The organism is Thiomonas sp. (genome assembly GCF_034007205.1).
Lineage (GTDB): Bacteria > Pseudomonadota > Gammaproteobacteria > Burkholderiales > Burkholderiaceae_C > Thiomonas.
On the sequence record NZ_JAVERI010000006.1, the window covers coordinates 48,675 to 64,917 of the forward strand.

General features: G+C 62.8%; 16 protein-coding genes. 4 read left to right on the forward strand and 12 right to left on the reverse strand.

The genetic code is table 11. The features are described 5' to 3' along the window. Positions 1 to 87 precede the first annotated feature (87 nt). Positions 88 to 720 carry a methyltransferase domain-containing protein gene (locus RBR52_RS06505; RefSeq protein WP_320376388.1) on the forward strand — a complete coding sequence of 211 codons (633 nt, stop codon included), beginning with the start codon at positions 88 to 90 and terminating at the stop codon, positions 718 to 720. Here the strand turns inward: RBR52_RS06505 and RBR52_RS06510 are convergent. From RBR52_RS06510 to RBR52_RS06530, 5 genes are all read right to left on the reverse strand, one after another. Next, positions 633 to 1,442, reverse strand: a complete 810-nt coding sequence (locus tag RBR52_RS06510; protein WP_320376389.1) for a Crp/Fnr family transcriptional regulator — start codon at positions 1,440 to 1,442, stop codon at positions 633 to 635. The two genes, RBR52_RS06505 and RBR52_RS06510, sit on opposite strands and share 88 nt — an antisense overlap. A 188-nt stretch (positions 1,443 to 1,630) precedes the next feature. Beyond that, entirely contained in the window at positions 1,631 to 2,020 is a 390-nt protein-coding gene (locus RBR52_RS06515) for an H-NS family nucleoid-associated regulatory protein (RefSeq protein ID WP_413818299.1), read from the reverse strand. A gap of 23 nt (positions 2,021 to 2,043) precedes the next feature. Next, on the reverse strand, positions 2,044 to 3,480 hold the full coding sequence (locus RBR52_RS06520; protein WP_320376390.1) for an NAD(P)(+) transhydrogenase (Re/Si-specific) subunit beta: 1,437 nt from the start codon (positions 3,478 to 3,480) through the stop codon (positions 2,044 to 2,046). A gap of 102 nt (positions 3,481 to 3,582) precedes the next feature. After that, positions 3,583 to 3,885 carry an NAD(P) transhydrogenase subunit alpha gene (locus tag RBR52_RS06525; RefSeq protein ID WP_320376391.1) on the reverse strand — a complete coding sequence of 101 codons (303 nt, stop codon included), beginning with the start codon at positions 3,883 to 3,885 and terminating at the stop codon, positions 3,583 to 3,585. Positions 3,886 to 3,943: 58 nt separating this feature from the next. Then, positions 3,944 to 5,065: a Re/Si-specific NAD(P)(+) transhydrogenase subunit alpha gene (locus RBR52_RS06530; RefSeq protein WP_320376392.1), complete on the reverse strand. Its 1,122-nt coding sequence runs from the start codon at positions 5,063 to 5,065 to the stop codon at positions 3,944 to 3,946. 235 nt (positions 5,066 to 5,300) lie between these two features. Between RBR52_RS06530 and RBR52_RS06535 the strand changes: the two genes are divergently transcribed. Then, on the forward strand, positions 5,301 to 5,777 hold the full coding sequence (locus RBR52_RS06535; protein ID WP_320376393.1) for an NUDIX hydrolase: 477 nt from the start codon (positions 5,301 to 5,303) through the stop codon (positions 5,775 to 5,777). A 202-nt stretch (positions 5,778 to 5,979) separates the two neighbouring features. Next, complete coding sequence (gene mnmA / locus RBR52_RS06540; protein WP_320376394.1) at positions 5,980 to 7,080, forward strand: tRNA 2-thiouridine(34) synthase MnmA; 1,101 nt, start codon at positions 5,980 to 5,982, stop codon at positions 7,078 to 7,080. Positions 7,081 to 7,085: 5 nt separating this feature from the next. Here the strand turns inward: mnmA and RBR52_RS06545 are convergent, their stop codons facing one another. The 7 genes from RBR52_RS06545 to RBR52_RS06575 all read right to left on the reverse strand — a co-directional run bounded on the left by RBR52_RS06545 (position 7,086) and on the right by RBR52_RS06575 (position 15,437). Next, positions 7,086 to 7,379 carry a metal-sensing transcriptional repressor gene (locus RBR52_RS06545; RefSeq protein ID WP_320376395.1) on the reverse strand — a complete coding sequence of 98 codons (294 nt, stop codon included), beginning with the start codon at positions 7,377 to 7,379 and terminating at the stop codon, positions 7,086 to 7,088. Positions 7,380 to 7,493: 114 nt separating this feature from the next. Then, the gene (locus RBR52_RS06550; protein WP_320376396.1) at positions 7,494 to 8,501 is read right to left on the reverse strand and encodes an SLAC1 anion channel family protein; all 1,008 of its coding nucleotides are present in this window, start codon (positions 8,499 to 8,501) and stop codon (positions 7,494 to 7,496) included. Between the two features lie 12 nt (positions 8,502 to 8,513). After that, complete coding sequence (locus tag RBR52_RS06555; RefSeq protein WP_320376397.1) at positions 8,514 to 8,738, reverse strand: DUF2892 domain-containing protein; 225 nt, start codon at positions 8,736 to 8,738, stop codon at positions 8,514 to 8,516. Positions 8,739 to 8,776: 38 nt separating this feature from the next. Next, complete coding sequence (locus tag RBR52_RS06560) at positions 8,777 to 12,091, reverse strand: efflux RND transporter permease subunit (RefSeq protein WP_320376398.1); 3,315 nt, start codon at positions 12,089 to 12,091, stop codon at positions 8,777 to 8,779. A gap of 13 nt (positions 12,092 to 12,104) precedes the next feature. After that, positions 12,105 to 13,196 carry an efflux RND transporter periplasmic adaptor subunit gene (locus RBR52_RS06565; RefSeq protein WP_320376399.1) on the reverse strand — a complete coding sequence of 364 codons (1,092 nt, stop codon included), beginning with the start codon at positions 13,194 to 13,196 and terminating at the stop codon, positions 12,105 to 12,107. Positions 13,197 to 13,288: 92 nt separating this feature from the next. Continuing rightward, complete coding sequence (locus RBR52_RS06570) at positions 13,289 to 14,776, reverse strand: TolC family protein (protein WP_320376400.1); 1,488 nt, start codon at positions 14,774 to 14,776, stop codon at positions 13,289 to 13,291. 235 nt (positions 14,777 to 15,011) lie between these two features. Further along, positions 15,012 to 15,437 carry a thioredoxin family protein gene (locus RBR52_RS06575; RefSeq protein ID WP_320376401.1) on the reverse strand — a complete coding sequence of 142 codons (426 nt, stop codon included), beginning with the start codon at positions 15,435 to 15,437 and terminating at the stop codon, positions 15,012 to 15,014. A 187-nt stretch (positions 15,438 to 15,624) separates the two neighbouring features. Between RBR52_RS06575 and RBR52_RS06580 the strand changes: the two genes are divergently transcribed. Next, the gene (locus RBR52_RS06580) at positions 15,625 to 16,197 is read left to right on the forward strand and encodes a hypothetical protein (protein WP_320376402.1); all 573 of its coding nucleotides are present in this window, start codon (positions 15,625 to 15,627) and stop codon (positions 16,195 to 16,197) included. Positions 16,198 to 16,243: the final 46 nt, after the last annotated feature.

Below are 16,243 nucleotides of genomic sequence, written 5' to 3' on the forward strand. Positions count from 1 at the left end.
AAGATGATTCTAGGGAATTCCCCACAGCAATGCTGCGCGACCGATCTGCGCCATTGCGTATGTCCCCTTTTCCGCAGCCCGCCCATCATGCCCGGACCGACCGTTGAATTCTGGAACGAACGCTTTCGCACCCGCACCACCGGGTGGGATCGCGGTGCCGTCCATCCACAACTGCTGCACTGGATCGCCTCCGGAGAACTCCAGCCCTGCCGCATTCTGGTGCCGGGCTGCGGCGCGGGCCACGAGGTGCTGCATCTGGCGGCTGCGGGCTTCGAGGTCACGGCTTTGGACTACGCCGAGCAGGCCGTGGCGCTGGTCACCAAGCGCCTGCGTGAGCAAGGTTTGAATGCGACCGTATTGCAAGCTGACGTGCGGCGGTGGAATGCGCCGCAACCGTTTGATGCCATCTGGGAGCAGACCTGCCTGTGCGCACTTTACCCCGACGACTGGATGGCCTACGCCCAGCGCCTGCGCCGCTGGCTGGCGCCCCGAGGTCGGCTGTTTGCGCTGTTCATGCAGGCCGCCAAACCCGGCGTGGAGGAAGGGTGGATTCAGGGGCCGCCCTATCACTGTGACATTCTGGCCATGCGCGCCGTTTTCCCTGGCGCGCTGTGGGAGTGGCCCAGTCCGCCCTATCCGCGCATTCCGCATCCCAGCGGGTCGGCCGAACTGGCGCTCGTTCTGTCCCCGGTTGCATCTGATACGGCCGCCGCCGTGTGACCCGATTCAAGGCGCGATGACTCCCTGGGCTTGGCATTCATGGTGCGAAATTCCCACGCGCGCAGCTTGGCCGCATCGAGAATCTCCACCTCACCGTAGCGCAAATGCAGCACGCCATCCGCCTGCAGGCGTTGAAAGGCCTGATTCACCCGCTGGCGCGACAAATGACAAAGTTGGCCGATTTCCGACTGCGTGACTTTGAGCGCGCCGCCATTCGCACCGGCAAGCGGGTGAAACAAATGCCGCAGGGTTCGGGCAACGATCGAATCGGCGCCGCCTTGCTGATCATCCAGCACCTGCAGGGTCATCAGTTCCAGTCGGTCGTTGAGTTGCTGCAGCAGATAATGGTTGAACGCGATATTGTGTTGAAGCAGCCAGAGAAAAGTCTCTCGCGGCATCAGAGCCAGTTCGCAGGAACGGATGGCCTGAGCCTGATAACGCCAGACCTCCCGTCGCATCAACGTCCCTTCACCGAACCAGCCACCGGCTCCCACGCCGGAATAGATCAGCGGTTTGCCGCTCGCCGTCGTCACGATGAATTTGGCGAGCCCCGACATCACGCCTATCCAATGCTGGGCGGTTTCGCCCAGCCGCTGCAGCGCCTCACCCGAAGGCACCGTCTGATAGCCCACTTCGGCAGCCACGCGGGCTTTTTCTCCCGGCTGCAAACACTCCCACCAGCCGCTGCGGGCCGCCCAGATGGGAATGTTGGAGTCGTTCATGCGCAAGATTTCTGGCTCGGACACCATGCTCGCTGTTTTTGGCCGCCATCCCCATTTCTTCGCGTAAAAATCATGACATAACGCAATGGGCAGTTGAGGCTGCCACCGATAAAAAAACCGGGGCATCCCCCGGCTTTTTCATGCTGCGAGTCGCACTCGCAACATCGATGCAAAGCGCTGAGCCGCATTCAGATCAGGAAAGATTCCTTGCTTTTGCCGCTGTCCACCGCACTCTGGAGCCAACGCGGCATCTTGCCCCGCCCGGTCCAGGTTTCACCGGTTTGCGCATTGCGGTATTTCGGCGCGACGGTCGACCCCTTGGAGGAAGCCCCTCCCCGGCGCGAGCCGAGATCGGCCAGGGTAATACCGTATTCATCCATTTTGGCGCGAATATCGCCGATCACGGCGGCAAGCTCTGCCCTGCGCTGCGCCTCGGCCTGCTGCTTGAGGGCTTCGATCTGTAATTGCAATTCTTTATACGTTGCCATGAGCACCTTCTCCTGTGTTGAAAACAAAACGCACTCAATCATACGACAAAACAAAGAATAAAAAAGCCCGCACGAGGCGGGCACAAACATAAGCAGCGAAAGGGTTCAATAACTCACTCGATCGCCTTGGTGATGTCTTCAACGACCTTTTTGGCATCGCCGAAGACCATCATGGTCTTGTCCATGTAAAACAGCTCATTATCCAGTCCTGCATACCCAGCAGCCATCGAACGCTTGTTCACGATCACCGTTTTGGCCTTGTAAGCCTCCAGAATCGGCATACCGGCAATCGGTGATTTGGGGTCGGTCTTCGCCGCCGGATTGACCACGTCGTTGGCGCCGAGAATCACGGCAACATCGGCCTGCGCGAATTCGGGGTTGATGTCTTCCATTTCAAAAACCTGGTCATAAGGCACTTCGGCCTCGGCGAGCAGCACGTTCATATGGCCTGGCATACGACCCGCCACGGGATGTATGGCGTATTTCACCGTTACGCCGCGCTCGGTGAGTTTCTGTGCCAGTTCCTTCACGGCATGCTGCGCGCGGGCCACGGCCAAACCGTAACCCGGGACGATGATCACCGTTTCCGCATTCGACAGCAGGAAGGCGGCATCATCGGGGCTGCCCGATTTCACCGCACGCTGCTGCGCCTGTGCGGCGCCCGACGAAGCCTCGGCACCAAACCCGCCCAGAATCACGCTGATGAACGAGCGGTTCATCGCCTTGCACATGATGTAGCTCAGAATCGCACCCGACGATCCCACCAGCGAACCGGCAATGATGAGCATATTGTTTTCGAGCGAAAACCCAATGCCGGCCGCGGCCCAGCCGGAATAACTGTTGAGCATCGAAACGACCACCGGCATATCGGCGCCGCCGATCGGGATGATCATCAACACGCCCAGTATGAAAGCCAGCGCCATCATGATGAGAAAAGGCGTCCACGCCGCAGTGGCCCAGAACCAAATCCCGAAACCGATGGCGGCCAGAACGATGATCAGATTGAGCCCATGCTGCCCGGCAAAGCGCACGGGCGCACCCTGAAACAGGCGGAATTTGTAGCGCCCGGCGAGTTTGCCGAACGCAATGACCGAACCGCTGAAGGTGATGGCGCCCACGATCGTGCCGATGAACAGTTCGACGCGGTTGCCCGCAGGCAGCGGATCGCCAGCGGCCTGGACGATGCCGAAGGCGTGCGGCTCGGCGACTTCGGCCACTGCGATGCACACGGCGGCCAGACCGATCATGCTGTGCATGAAGGCAACCAGCTCGGGCATTTTGGTCATTTCCACGCGCTTGGCCATGACCGTGCCGATACCGCCGCCGATCACCAACCCCAGCAGCACATAGCCAAGACCGAGCGCACCGGCATCACCACCGACCTTGATGATCAAAGCCACTGTGGTCAAGACCGCTATGGTCATGCCCGCCATGCCGAATGCATTGCCACGGCGGCTTGTCGTCGGGTGCGACAACCCTTTGAGCGCCTGAATGAAAAAGACCGCTGCGAGCAAATACAGCAGGGTCACGAGATTCATGCTGAGTGTCATAAATGAAGTCCTTGATGCTTCGCGTCACCTGCCGCTGAACCGGCCAGGGATAGGTGCCCAGTGCGCGGCGGGAAACGGCGGAAATCCGCTGGTGTGGTGTTTTTATTTCCTGTCGGTCGTTTTCTTTTTGAACATGGCCAGCATGCGTCGCGTCACGAGAAAACCGCCGAAAACATTGACCGCGGCCAGCGCGACAGCGAGGGTGCCCATCACCTTGCCCAGTGGCGTCACGGTCAACGCGGCGGCCAGCATGGCGCCCACGATGATGATGGCGGAAATGGCGTTGGTCACCGCCATCAGCGGAGTATGCAGCGCGGGCGTGACATTCCACACAACGTGATAACCCACATAGATCGCCAATACGAAAATGGTGAAATTGATCACCAAGGGAGATATTTCATGCATGGTTCTGTCCTTGTTCAGGATGAAAATCGTTGAAGTGGCAATGGATCGGGACAGACCTTCAGGCCGTCTTGCGCTGCAATTGCCCATCTCGGCACATCAGGCAGGCGGCGACGATGTCGTCTTCCCCATTCACCACAAAGCCTTTTTCCTTGTCGAGCACCAGTTTGAGAAAATCAAGCACATTGCGCGCATAAAGCGACGACGCATCGGCCGCGACGAGTGCGGGCAGATTGGTTTCTCCCACCAGGGTCACGCCGTGTTTGACCACGGTCTTTCCGGCCTCGGTCAGCGGACAGTTGCCGCCCTGCGCGGCGGCCATGTCGATGATCACCGAGCCCGGCTTCATCGATTTGACCATTTCCTCGGTAATCAGCACCGGGGCGCGGCGGCCGGGAATCAGCGCAGTGGAAATGACCACATTGGCCAGTTTGATGCGTTCAGCCACCTGGGCAGACTGTCGCTGCATCCAACTGGCGGGCATGGGGCGGGCATAACCGCCCACACCCTGGGCGATCTCGCGCTCTTCATCGGTCTCGAACGGCACATCGATGAATTTCGCCCCGAGGGATTCGACCTGCTCCTTGACTGCAGGGCGCACATCCGACGCCTCGATCACCGCACCCAGGCGTTTGGCCGTGGCAATGGCCTGCAGCCCGGCCACACCCGCGCCGAGCACGACGACGCGCGCGGCCTTGACCGTGCCGGCCGCCGTCATCAGCATGGGCATGAAGCGCTGATAGAGGTTGGCGGCCAGGATGACCGCCTTGTAACCTGCGATATTGGCCTGGCTGGACAGCACGTCCATGCTCTGCGCACGCGAGGTGCGAGGCGCGGCTTCGAGCGCGAACGCCGTCAGACCGGCGGCGGCCATGGCCTGCAAGCCGTCGGCGTTGAACGGATCGAGCATGCCGATCAGCACCGTGCCCGGCTTCATCAGCCCGAGTTCTTCAGGCGTGGGAGGGCGAACCTTGAGCACCATCTCGGCGGCAAAAGCCTCGGCCCGATCGACGATGGCGGCGCCTGCGGCGAGGTAATCTGCATCCGGGGCATCGGCGCGCAGGCCGGCATGAGCCTCGACCACCACGGTATGCCCTTGGGCGATGAGTTTTTTGACGGTTTCCGGTGTTGCTGCAACACGGGCTTCGCCGGCCAAGGTTTCTGCCGGAATGCCAATACGCATGGAGTCTCTCCTTTGAAGTCTTCTTGATCAGGGTCTGAACGCGGCACGAACAGAGTTCCGTTTCAGCCCCACTCAGTCACGACAAATCTGCTTGGCTGAGCCATACCAAACGTCGCATTATCCCGCGATTTCCCTCAGATTTCTGCAGCGCAAGATGCGCTGCATCGGGAAATCTCTTTTGCATTTTTTAATATTCTGCGCCAGACCCCACTCCGCTTCATCCATGCCCCCCGCCATGCCCCCCGATCCCTCTGCACGTCCTCGCGTCACCGTCGCCGCCATCGTCGAGCGCAACGGTCATTTTCTGCTCGTCGAAGAACAGACGCCCGACGGCCTGCGGCTGAACCAGCCCGCAGGCCACCTGGAAGCCGGGGAGAGCCCACTGCAGGGCGTGGTGCGTGAGTCCCTTGAGGAAACGGGCCGGGTATTCACCCCAACCGCGTTGGTAGGGGTTTATCTGTCGCGCACCTGGCAGGGAAGCCGGGATGTGAGCTACCTGCGTCTGGCGTTCTGCGGCGACGCCTCCGAAGCCGATGCCGAGCGCAAACTCGATGAGGGCATCGTGCGCGCGCTGTGGATGGATATCGATACCCTGCGCGCTAGTGCCAGCCGCCATCGCAGCCCGCTGGTGCTGCGCTGCATCGAAGATTACCTGCGAGGGCAGCGCCACCCCCTGGAACTGATCGCCACCGACCCCAGCGTGTACGCGTGAGCGCCCCCAGACCTGCCGCATTCGCGTCAGGCCCCCCGAGGGGGTCAAGAAAACTTGGGGCGGCCCGGCGTTTTCTCATGAGCGCCCCCAGACCTGCCGCATTCGCGTCAGGCCCCCCGAGGGGGTCAAGAAAACTTGGGACGGCCCGGCGTTTTCTTGAGAGCCCCGCCCGCGTTGCTGCATGCCTTCCTACAATTCGCGCATGACGTCTTCTTCTCGCGGCACCGTCGTGGTCGGGCTTTCCGGCGGGGTCGATTCCTCCGTTTCCGCCTGGCTGCTCAAACAACAGGGATACAGGGTCGTCGGCCTGTTCATGAAAAACTGGGAGGACGACGATGACAGCGAGTATTGTTCCTCCCGCCAGGACTGGCTCGACGCCGCCAGCGTGGCCGACCGCATCGGCATCGACATCGAGGCGGTGAACTTCGCCGCGCAGTACAAGGAACGGGTATTCGCTGAATTCCTGCGTGAATACGCTGCCGGGCGCACCCCCAACCCGGACGTGCTGTGCAATGCCGAGATCAAGTTCAAGGCCTTTCTCGACCATGCCATGCGCCTGGGAGCAGACCGCATCGCCACCGGACACTATGCGCGCGTGCGTGAGACCGACCAGGGATTCGAGCTGCTGCGCGGCCTGGATGCCTCGAAAGACCAGAGCTACTTTTTGCACCGACTCAACCAGACGCAGCTTGCGCGCACGCTGTTTCCGGTGGGCGAGCTGAATAAAACCGAAGTGCGCAAGGTGGCTGAACAGATCGGGCTGCACAATGCCCGCAAAAAAGATTCGACGGGGATTTGCTTCATCGGCGAGCGGCCGTTCCGCGAGTTCCTCAGTCGCTACCTGCCCACGCAGCCGGGGCCGATGAAAACCCCCGAAGGCAAGACCGTGGGGCGGCACATGGGGCTGGCGTTCTATACCCTGGGGCAGCGCAAGGGCATCGGCCTGGGGGGGAGCAAGAGCGGCAGCGGCGAGCCTTGGTTCGTCGCCGGAAAAAATTTGGCCCGCAATGAACTCATCGTGGCGCAAGGCCACGACCACCCGCTGCTGCAAAGCCATACGCTGCAGGCGCTATCAGCCAGTTGGGTGGCGGGAACGGCGCCTGCCGAAGAGTCCGTCGTTTACGGTGCAAAAACCCGCTACCGTCAGACGGACGCGGCTTGCCGCTATCAGGGGCAAGGCACTGACCGCTTCACCCTGGAGTTCGACTCACCGCAATGGGCCGTCACGCCGGGGCAGTCGGCCGTACTCTATGCCGGTGAAGTCTGCCTGGGTGGCGGCATCATCGAGGCCGCTGGCCGCTGAAAACCTCAGGCCATGCGCGCCAGCAGGGTTTCGACTTCGTCGAGCATGGCGCTGAGCCTGGGCTGCTCACCACCCTCGGCAGCCTCCAGACGCCCGCCGAGCTCCTGTTCGAGATAGCACACGGTCATGCGCACAAAGGTGCTGTCGAGCGCCTTGCGCACCGCCGAGAGTTGCTGCGCCACCTTCAGGCAGGGCTCGCCCTCTTCGATCATGCGCTGCACGCCGCGCATCTGCCCTTCGGCACGTTTGAGACGGTTGAGAATGTCGGTGCGTGAGGCTTCGTTGGTCAGAACTGACATGGTGAGGGCTCCGGGAATCTGTAAGGGCTTGGTGCTGCGCTTCATCCAATCTTCTCCATCTTTTCCATCATAGGCGAGCCGTGCGAATCAGGCGGGTGTGCCAACCCTTCTCGATCAGACCGCATGTATCAATGCCACCGGCTCGGGCGCCAGCAGGCTGCCATCGCGCAGGCCCCGCGCCGTTGCCAGAGTCAGCCAGCCGATGATCACCGAGGCCAGCGCCAGCGTCAGAATGGCGAAGGTCTGCATGGCGCCGTTCTGGGTTGCGAGGGCGAGATGGATCGACAGCCCGGCGAACGCCGCCAGGGGGAACGACAGCGCCCAGTGGCCGATGGTGAAGGCCTCCTGCATTATCGGCTTGAAAGACAGAAAGCTCAGAATGACGAAGAACAGGGCAATGCCCCAGGCCCCTTCCAGGGCCTCGACGGGGGCGCCGAGTTGGGCCAGGCCCAGCCCCCCGGCCGCCGGCGGCGCAATGGTGATGAACAGCATGGGCAGGAGCTTGCGCGGCAGCATGCCCAAAGCAATGACGCGCACCATGAACAGCACTTGCACCACGACAAAAAACAGCGCGCCGATCGTCCACTGCGCCACGGACCAGATCTGGAAACCCAGTGCGGCGCCGGCATAAGGCACGACCACATTGCCCGCTGCGGCCAGAAACAACGCGGGGGTGATGCCCGACCAGTTCGGCCCTTTGTCAGTCGCTGCGCTCTGCCGCAAACGGTGAAACACCCAGACCGTCGCGGCCAACTGCGCCAGGGCGCCCAGCATCCAGAACCCGGACATCCAGACCTTGCCCGCGCCCAGCACCTGCACGGCGAATCCGGCCGTCACCAGCATCGCCATGGGCACGAGAGCCAGCACGGGATGCCGCACGGGGTGGCGCACATCGGCCAGCCAGTCGGTGGCATGCCGCTGCAGTCTCAGCCCGGTGAGCAGCGCGAGCAAACCCAGCGCAACGATGGCAGACCACCCCAGCACTTGCGCAATCAGGGCAGCGGGCTCACCCAGCAGAACTGTGGCCTGATGCCAGGCCAGCGCGAGACCGCCCCAGCCCACGACCACGGCAAACCAGCCGGGCGCGAGGAACTTGAGACGGGGATGAGCAGAACGTGCCATCACCCTGCCCGATCAGCCGCAGCAGTTGGCTTTGGAATCGGGCACGCCCAGCTTGCGCAGGAAAAAGCCCAGCGGGCATTTGTTGGTGAAACCGAATTGCAGCAGGTTGGCGCCGACGAAGCCGGTGAACAGCAAAAACCACTGCGATACGAAGATCGGGCTGGCCGGCGCGCCCAGCAGCACAGTCAGCAGCACGAAGGCGCCAGCAATCACACGGATATAGCGTTCGACAGTCATTTCAAATCTCCAGTTTGGTCATCGTTGAGGCAACGGATTCAGGTCGCCAGCACAGGTTCAGTCGGTTCGGCTGGCGCCGCAGGCGATTTCGGCGGTGTTTTGGGCCTCACCCGGATCTGCCAGACGTAGTAGAGCAGAGGGATGACGATCAGGGTGAGGATGGTCGACAGCAGGGTGCCGAAAATCAGCGACACCGCCAGCCCGCCAAACACCGGATCGGACACCATGATGGCCGAGCCGAACATGATCGCCAGCGCCGTGAGCAGAATCGGCCGCAGGCGCACCGCCCCGGCCTGCGCGACCGACTCTTGCAGGCTGTAACCGCGAGCGCGGTAATCGAGGATGAAGTCGATCAGCAGCAGCGAGTTGCGCACCACCACGCCCGCCAGCGCGATGACACCGATCATCGAGGTGGCGGTGAACGACTGGTGCGTGATCCAGTGGCCGGGGAACACGCCGATCAGGGTCAGCGGAATCGCCCCCATCACGATCACCGGCAGCAGGAAGGACTTGTAATACGCCACCAGCAGCAGGTAGATGAACACCAGCGCCACCATGAAGGCCGCGCCCAGGTCGCGGAACACGTCGAGCGTCAGGCGCATCTCGCCGCCCCACAGCAACTGATAGCCCTTGAGGTCGCTGGCCGGAGTTTCGGTAAAGCCCAGGTTGCCGGTGGTGAAGGTGGTGCCGTTGGCCAGCTTCTTGCCGTCGAGCATGGAGTTCAGGCTGAGCGTGGCGTACACCGGGCTGGAATGAATCATCTCGCCGCCCACATACACCACCGGATGCTGGTCGCGGCTGTAAATCGGCTTGGCCAGCGTGGCCTTCTCCACCGTGGCGATGCTCGATAGCGGAATCACCTTGCCCTGCGCGCTCTGGATGGGCACGTCGAGCAGTTGCTGCGGGCTCTGGCGATCGGCACGCGGCACGCGCACGATGATGTTCACCGGCTCCAGCGCATTGTCGGCGTGAATGGCGCCGACCTTCAGCCCGGACACATAATCGTGCAGCAACTGGATGATCTGGCCCGGGACGATGCCCGACATCGCCGCCTTCTGTCGATCGATCCTGATGCGGTATTCCGCGGTCGTCGCGGTGACGGAATCGTCCTGATTCATCAGGCCGTAGACCTTGTCGTAATCGCCCAGCACGTCCTTGGCGGAGGAACGCAGGGTGTCGTAGTTCGGCCCGTACAGCTCGGCCATCACCTGCGCGCGCACCGGCGGCCCGGGCGGCGTCTCGAACAACTTGATGAAAGTCGAGGGAAAGCGCGCACGCACCGGGGCCAGTTGCTCGTAGAGCTTCTGCACGATGGCGTGAGACTCGACCGAGCGCTCGCCCTTGCCCACGAGGTTGACGCGAATCTGCGCGAAGTTGTCGCCGCGCTTGAGCATGTCGCCGCGCACCAGCGAAGCGAAATCGATCGGCGCCGCCTGGCCGACGAAAGTCTGGTAGTCCAGCACATAAGGATTGGTCGCCAGCACATCGCCCACCGCGCGCGCCACCTGATCGGTGCGCTCGAGCGTCGAACCCGCAGGGGTGTCGATCTGCACCAGAAAGGTATTGGTGTTGTCGTTGGGCAGCATCTTGAGTTCAACCCCCAGCGCCGACAGAGGCCCGTTCATGCCCGAAGGCCGGATGAACTGCCAGGCCGGCATGAGCATGGCCGCGATCAGCAGCACCAGCACGGCGAGGAACATCAGGTTGCGTTGAACCCGGTTGCGCAGCAGCGGCTCGATCAGCTTCAGATACGCCGTGTGCAGCTTGTCCTGCTTGTGCGCGCCTTCCTCTTCCAGGCTGCTGCTGTGCGCCAGCGCCTCGCGCATCGCCTTCTTTTTCAACCACACCCGCGCCGCCCAGGGCACCACGGTATAGGCCAGCACCAGCGAGGCGATCATCGCCACCGGCACGTTGATCGGGATGGGGCGCATGAACGGCCCCATCATGCCGCTGACAAAGGCCATCGGCACGAAGGCCAGAATCACCGCCAGCGTGGCCATATTGGTGGGGTTGCCGATCTCATTGGTTGCCAGCACCACGGTGCGGTTGAAGTTCTTGATCGGCCCGCCGTGCAGGTGGCGGTGGATGTTCTCGATCACCACGATGGCGCCATCGACCAACAGGCCCAGCGAGAGGATGAGCGCGAACAGGGTGATGCGGTTGATGGTCTGGCCGACGATCAGGTCCACCGTGAGCACGGCGAACAAGGTCAGCGGCACGGTGAGCGTGACGATGCCGGCCTCGCGCCAGCCGAGGAAGAACCACAGCAGCAGCGACACGCTGACAATGGCAATGCCCAGATGCTCCACCAGGGTGTTCACCGCCTCGTCGGCCTTGCGGCCGTCGTCGCGCGTCACGGTGACATGCACGCCCTGCGGCAGCGCGTAGCTTTCGATCTCTTTGAGCTTGGCCAGCACGTCGTGCACCACCACCACCGCGTTGGTGCCCGATTTCTTGGCGATGGCCAGCGTCACCGCGCTCATCTCCTGACCATGCGGCTTGCCCTGGGCGGCCAGTCCCCAGGCGAAGTGAGAGAGGCTATCGACCTGCTCCGGCCCTTCGGTGACCTTGGCCACATCCTTCAGATAGACCGGCTTGCCGCCCGGCGCGCCGATGAGGATGTCACCCACCTGCTGCGCGTTGCCCAGAAAGCTGTCGATGCGCACCGGGGTGACCTTGTTGTCATCGACCAGGTTGCCGATGGGCGCGGCGGCGTTGCTGCCTTGCAGGATCTTGTCGAGCTGTTCGAGCGGAATGCCGACAGCCGCCAGCCTGCTCGGCGAAATCGCCACGTTCACGGCGCGGGGCGCGCCGCCCACCACTTCGGTGAACGATACCCCGGGCACATTGCGCAGATGCGCCAGCACCTTCTCACCCACGTCGCGCAACTGCATGCCATTCATCGTGGCCGACGACAGCGTGAGCGTGAGGATGGGCACGTCGTCCACGTTGATCGGCTTGATCACCGGCTGCATCGCCCCGGGGGGAATGCGGTCGAGGTTCTGCATCAACTGGTTGTACATCTTGACCAGGCTTTTCTCCTGGTCTTCGCCCACCTTGAACTGCACCGTGACCACGCCGAAGTCGTTGGTCGCGTAGCCGAAGGTGTGATCGACGCCGGACATCGAGGCCATGAGGGCTTCGAGCGGCTTGACCACCAGATTCTGGATCTCCTGCGGCCCCGCGCCCGGCTTGGCGACGATGATGTTCGCCGCCGGCACCACGATCTGCGGGTTGTATTCGCGCGGCGTGACCAGCAGGGCCAGCACCCCGGCCAGCGTCAGGCCGACCATGATCAGGGCGGTGATCTTCGATTCGATGAAGGCACGGGCCAGCTTGCCCGCGCTGTTCATGGGAGCCGCATGTTCAGCCACGGTTGCCTCCGCCGATCTTCACGCCGTTTTCCACTTCGGGCAGATTGCTGGTGACGATGGTGTCGTCGGCGTTCAGCCCGGCCTGGATTTCGACATCGGCGCCCATCTCGGCGCCCAGACGCACCAGCCGGAAGTGGGCGATGCCGTCCTTGTCGACCACGAACACCCCGGTCATGCCGGCGCGATCGACCACCGCGCTCCTGGGCACGCGCAACTGCGGCGAACTGCCCACGGCAAAGCCCACGCGCACGAAGCTGCCGCTATCGAGCCCGGCGTTCTCGGGCAGGTCGATCTTCACCGTGTGGGTATGACTCATCGGATCGGCCACCGGCACCGCCTGGGCGATGACACCCTGCAGCGATTTGCCGTTTGCCAGCACCTGCACCTTGTCGCCCACCTTGATCTTGGCGAACACATCGCCCGGCACCTGCGTGGTCACCTGCAGCTTGCCCTGCCCCTCGATCACCAGCACCGGGCGGCCCGGCGCGGCCAGATCGCCCTGATTGGCCATTTTCTGCACCACCACGCCGGTGATCGGCGAACGCACCGAGGAATAGCGCCACTGCGCCTGCGCCGTGTCATAACCCGCCTGTGCCGCCTTCACCTGCTCCTGCGCCACCTGATAGCGCAACTGAATCTGATCCCATTGCTGCTTCGGGATGGCCTGCTCTTTGTACAGATTGCCGAAGCGTTCGAAATCCGCCTTGGCGTTGGCCAGATTGGCCTGCGCCTGTGCCAGCCCGGCACGCGCCTGTGCCACCTGCCCCTGAATGTCGGTCGGATCGACCTGGAACAGCAACTCCCCGGCCTTCACCGTTTGGCCTTCCTTGACCTTGAGGGTGCGGATATAGCCCATCAGCCTCGAAGCCACCTGTACCTGATTGCTCGACATCACCGTGCCCGACATCAGCGTGAGATTTTGCTGATCGCTCGACGCGAGCTTGAGGGTTTGCGCCGCGACGACCCGCGGCGCGGCGGGTGCCTGCGCGGTCTCGGTCTGATGACCACAGGCCGACAGCAGAGCAGTGGACAGCAACAGCGCCAGCGGTGCGCGACGCAGCAAAGGCAGAGCAGAGTGGTTCATGGTCGTCATGAGAAGAAGAACGAAATGCAGGTGCGAATCAAAAACCAGGGAGCGGGCAGGCAAGGCCTGGAGGAGTGGCGTTTGCCATGCGTTCAAGGTTTGCCGACAGCATCTGCCTCAGGCGGCTGCGCCGCAGCAGTCTGCACCAGCGGCTTGACGGGCTGAGTGGCATCGAGAGTCAGATCGCCCAGCGCCAGACGCAACGCGGCCCGCTGCATATTGACCTGCTGCCGCGCCTTGACGAGGTCGGCCCGCGCCTTGTCGAGTTGCGCCTGCGCGCCCTGCACTTCCACCAGGGTGCCCACGCCGTCGGCATAGCGCTTGGTGACGATGCGCGCGGCTTCTTCGGCCTGCTTGACCGCCAGCTCGCGGACCTTGACCTGATTGGCCGCCTCGACGGCCTTGCGGTAGCTGTCCTGCACCTGCATGCCGAGCTGGTTTTGTTCGCTCTGCAGTTTGGCCTGCAGCTCCATGCGCTTGGCCACGGCCTGATCGACCGCGTTCTGCGTCACGCCGCCGTCGAACACCGTCCAGTTGAGCTGCGCGCCCACGGTGTAGCTGTGCGACTCGAAACCGGGGTTGGGGTCGTTGGTATCGAAACGCGCCATCGCGCCGATCTGCGGATAGCGATCCGCGCGGGCCACCTCGATATGGCCGTTGGCCGCCGCGATCTGATGCTGCAGCGCCTGAATCTTCGGGTTGCGCGCCATCGCCTGCCCCACCCACTCGTTGGGGTCGCCTTCGGGCAGGGTCACCATGACCTCCGGCCCCAGAGTGATGGGCTGGTTCAACGGCACGCCCAGCACCACATGCAGCGCGTCCATCGCCTGCGCTTCCATATTGGCGGCCTGATCCTGCTGCAGCTTCACATCTTCCTCCCGCACCTGCGCGGAAAGCAGGTCGCTCTTGATGACCACGCCCTGCTTGAACAGGCTGTCCACCGTCTTGACCTGGCTTTGCGCCGCCTCCAGCGCCTTGGCTGCCACGCCCTTGAAGGCGCGCGCGGTGTAAACCCCATCGTAGGCCTGCAGCGCGTGGTAGATGATCTGCTGCCTGGCCGCCTGATCGCCCGCCTGCGCGGCCAGCAGCATCGCGCGGGCCTGCTGCACATAGCCCTGCAGCTTGCCACCGGTGTAGAGCGGCAGATCGGCCTGGATGCGGGTGTTGAAGTTGTTGACCGAGCCGGGGTAATTGAGCGAGTTGGGCTCCACGCCCAGCACATTGGGGTTGGTCGGGTCGAACTGTCCGGCGCCGAAGTCGTTGAACGTCGCCTGTCGCTGCGACAGCTTGGTGCCGAAGGCGTTGAGCGCGTCGTTCGTGCGTGTCACCCCGGCCGACACGGTGACCTTGGGCAGCCGCGCGCCCTCGGCCTGATGGATGCCGGCACGTGCCTGCGCCATCTGCGCCTGCACGCCGAGCAGATCGGGGTTCTGCTTGAGCGCCACTTCCACCGCCTGGCGGAAATCGAGTGTTTCGGCCTGCGCCAGCGCCATTCCCCCCGAAACGTAAAAGCCGGCGTAAAGACAAACGCTCGTCAACAGCCCGGCGCGCACGCGCCGGGGCATGGAAACCATCATCATGCAGCTCCGCCAGAAAAGAGGAAATCGAACCAAGCGATGCGTGAAACCCTTCCTGAAATGCCAACGCCCCCGGCGTTCAGCCCCTTGCGGCATTGGCCGCCGGCAGGATAGCTGCCATGAGCGGCAAGGTCACGCAATATATACAGAGCGGAGTATATCAATACCCATGGGGGTATACGATTTCCACTCTCACCGAGGGGCGATCTGTCGCCAGTGCCCGACAACCCGCACTTTGTCAGGCGTTTGCCCCGCCCTTGAGCGCTTTCGCACTCTCCTTCAAGGCCCGGTCGATGAACGCGCCGTAGAAATCCTCTGTCGGCGCCCCCGTGATGCGCTCGCCAATCTCCTTGCCCCCAGGGCCAAAAAACAACACCGTGGGCGCGAGTTTGATGCCATATTCCCGGGCCAGTTGCACCCCGGTGGTGCGCTTGCCGTCGAAACCGGTGACGGGAGCACGGCTGGTGATCTCGATCTGCTGCACCAAATAGCCTTCCTTGGCGAGAAACTGATATTGCGTGCGGCGCAGTTTTTCGCAGTACGGGCAACTCGGCAGGCTGAACATGACGATCAGCGGTTGATCCCTGGCGGCAGCCTGCAGCACACTCTGCTGCAAGTTGCGCACCGGCGGCAAGGGTGTTTCGGCCCAGACTGCAGTGGCCATCAGACCCAGCCCAAGCACCGGAATCAGTCGCAAAAAAAGTCGCAAAAAACGCCAGGAGAACAGTTGTCCGCGCAGTTGCCCGCGCCTTATGCGCGCAGCCGTCTGCTCCGGCCTTGTGATGCGTAAAAAAGCATTCCACTCCGACATGGGGCTCCCTCGAATGGACGAGTCACAGGATAATGACGGCATGTTATCCACAGCCCGATACCCCCCGGCAGCATCGGCGATTCGTTTCTCTGCCCTGCTGCTCACCGCTGCGGCGCTGCTTTGCGCCTGTTCTCCCGCATTCGACTGGCGCGATGTGCACCCGAAAGACATCAACATTGTGCTGACCTACCCCTGCAAACCCGAGCAGATCGCGCAGGACGTGGTGCTGGCCGACCAAAAAATCAAGATGAGCATGACCGGCTGCGTCGCCGACAGAATGACTTTCGCGCTCGCCCACGCCCGGCTGCCCAGTCCCGCGCTGGCAGCCCGGGCGCTGGCCCAATTGCATCAGGCCGCAGTGGAAAACGTGCATGGCAGAATCACCTTCTCCTCGCCCGACATTCCCAAAAATGCCACACCGGGCCTGGCCGACAGCCTCGATCTGCGCATCGACGGGCAGGCGCCAGACGGCAAGCCGGTACGAGAGCGTGTGCTGCTGTTCAGCCAGGGCAGCGATGTCTATCAGCTCACGGCATTTGCCCCCACAGCCGACTTCAAGGATGAGGCGGCACAAACTTTTGCCGGATCCGTGAATTTATCCCCATCGCCCTGAAAACCGGCGACCTATCATGCAAAGTCGATCCGCTCGCCGGTAAATG

What these genes read in the sequence shown, in the direction of transcription:
- RBR52_RS06525 (WP_320376391.1), bottom strand. Translation starts at nt 3,885, where the DNA reads ATGCATGAAATATCTCCCTTGGTGATCAATTTCACCATTTTCGTATTG.
- RBR52_RS06530 (WP_320376392.1), bottom strand. Translation starts at nt 5,065, where the DNA reads ATGCGTATTGGCATTCCGGCAGAAACCTTGGCCGGCGAAGCCCGTGTT.
- RBR52_RS06515 (WP_413818299.1), bottom strand. Translation starts at nt 2,020, where the DNA reads ATGTTTGTGCCCGCCTCGTGCGGGCTTTTTTATTCTTTGTTTTGTCGT.
- RBR52_RS06575 (WP_320376401.1), bottom strand. Translation starts at nt 15,437, where the DNA reads ATGGCCACTGCAGTCTGGGCCGAAACACCCTTGCCGCCGGTGCGCAAC.
- RBR52_RS06545 (WP_320376395.1), bottom strand. Translation starts at nt 7,379, where the DNA reads ATGTCAGTTCTGACCAACGAAGCCTCACGCACCGACATTCTCAACCGT.
- RBR52_RS06570 (WP_320376400.1), bottom strand. Translation starts at nt 14,776, where the DNA reads ATGATGATGGTTTCCATGCCCCGGCGCGTGCGCGCCGGGCTGTTGACG.
- RBR52_RS06555 (WP_320376397.1), bottom strand. Translation starts at nt 8,738, where the DNA reads ATGACTGTCGAACGCTATATCCGTGTGATTGCTGGCGCCTTCGTGCTG.
- RBR52_RS06580 (WP_320376402.1), top strand. Translation starts at nt 15,625, where the DNA reads ATGTTATCCACAGCCCGATACCCCCCGGCAGCATCGGCGATTCGTTTC.
- RBR52_RS06505 (WP_320376388.1), top strand. Translation starts at nt 88, where the DNA reads ATGCCCGGACCGACCGTTGAATTCTGGAACGAACGCTTTCGCACCCGC.
- RBR52_RS06565 (WP_320376399.1), bottom strand. Translation starts at nt 13,196, where the DNA reads ATGAACCACTCTGCTCTGCCTTTGCTGCGTCGCGCACCGCTGGCGCTG.
- RBR52_RS06550 (WP_320376396.1), bottom strand. Translation starts at nt 8,501, where the DNA reads ATGGCACGTTCTGCTCATCCCCGTCTCAAGTTCCTCGCGCCCGGCTGG.
- RBR52_RS06535 (WP_320376393.1), top strand. Translation starts at nt 5,301, where the DNA reads ATGCCCCCCGATCCCTCTGCACGTCCTCGCGTCACCGTCGCCGCCATC.
- RBR52_RS06510 (WP_320376389.1), bottom strand. Translation starts at nt 1,442, where the DNA reads ATGAACGACTCCAACATTCCCATCTGGGCGGCCCGCAGCGGCTGGTGG.
- mnmA (WP_320376394.1), top strand. Translation starts at nt 5,980, where the DNA reads ATGACGTCTTCTTCTCGCGGCACCGTCGTGGTCGGGCTTTCCGGCGGG.
- RBR52_RS06520 (WP_320376390.1), bottom strand. Translation starts at nt 3,480, where the DNA reads ATGACACTCAGCATGAATCTCGTGACCCTGCTGTATTTGCTCGCAGCG.
- RBR52_RS06560 (WP_320376398.1), bottom strand. Translation starts at nt 12,091, where the DNA reads ATGAACAGCGCGGGCAAGCTGGCCCGTGCCTTCATCGAATCGAAGATC.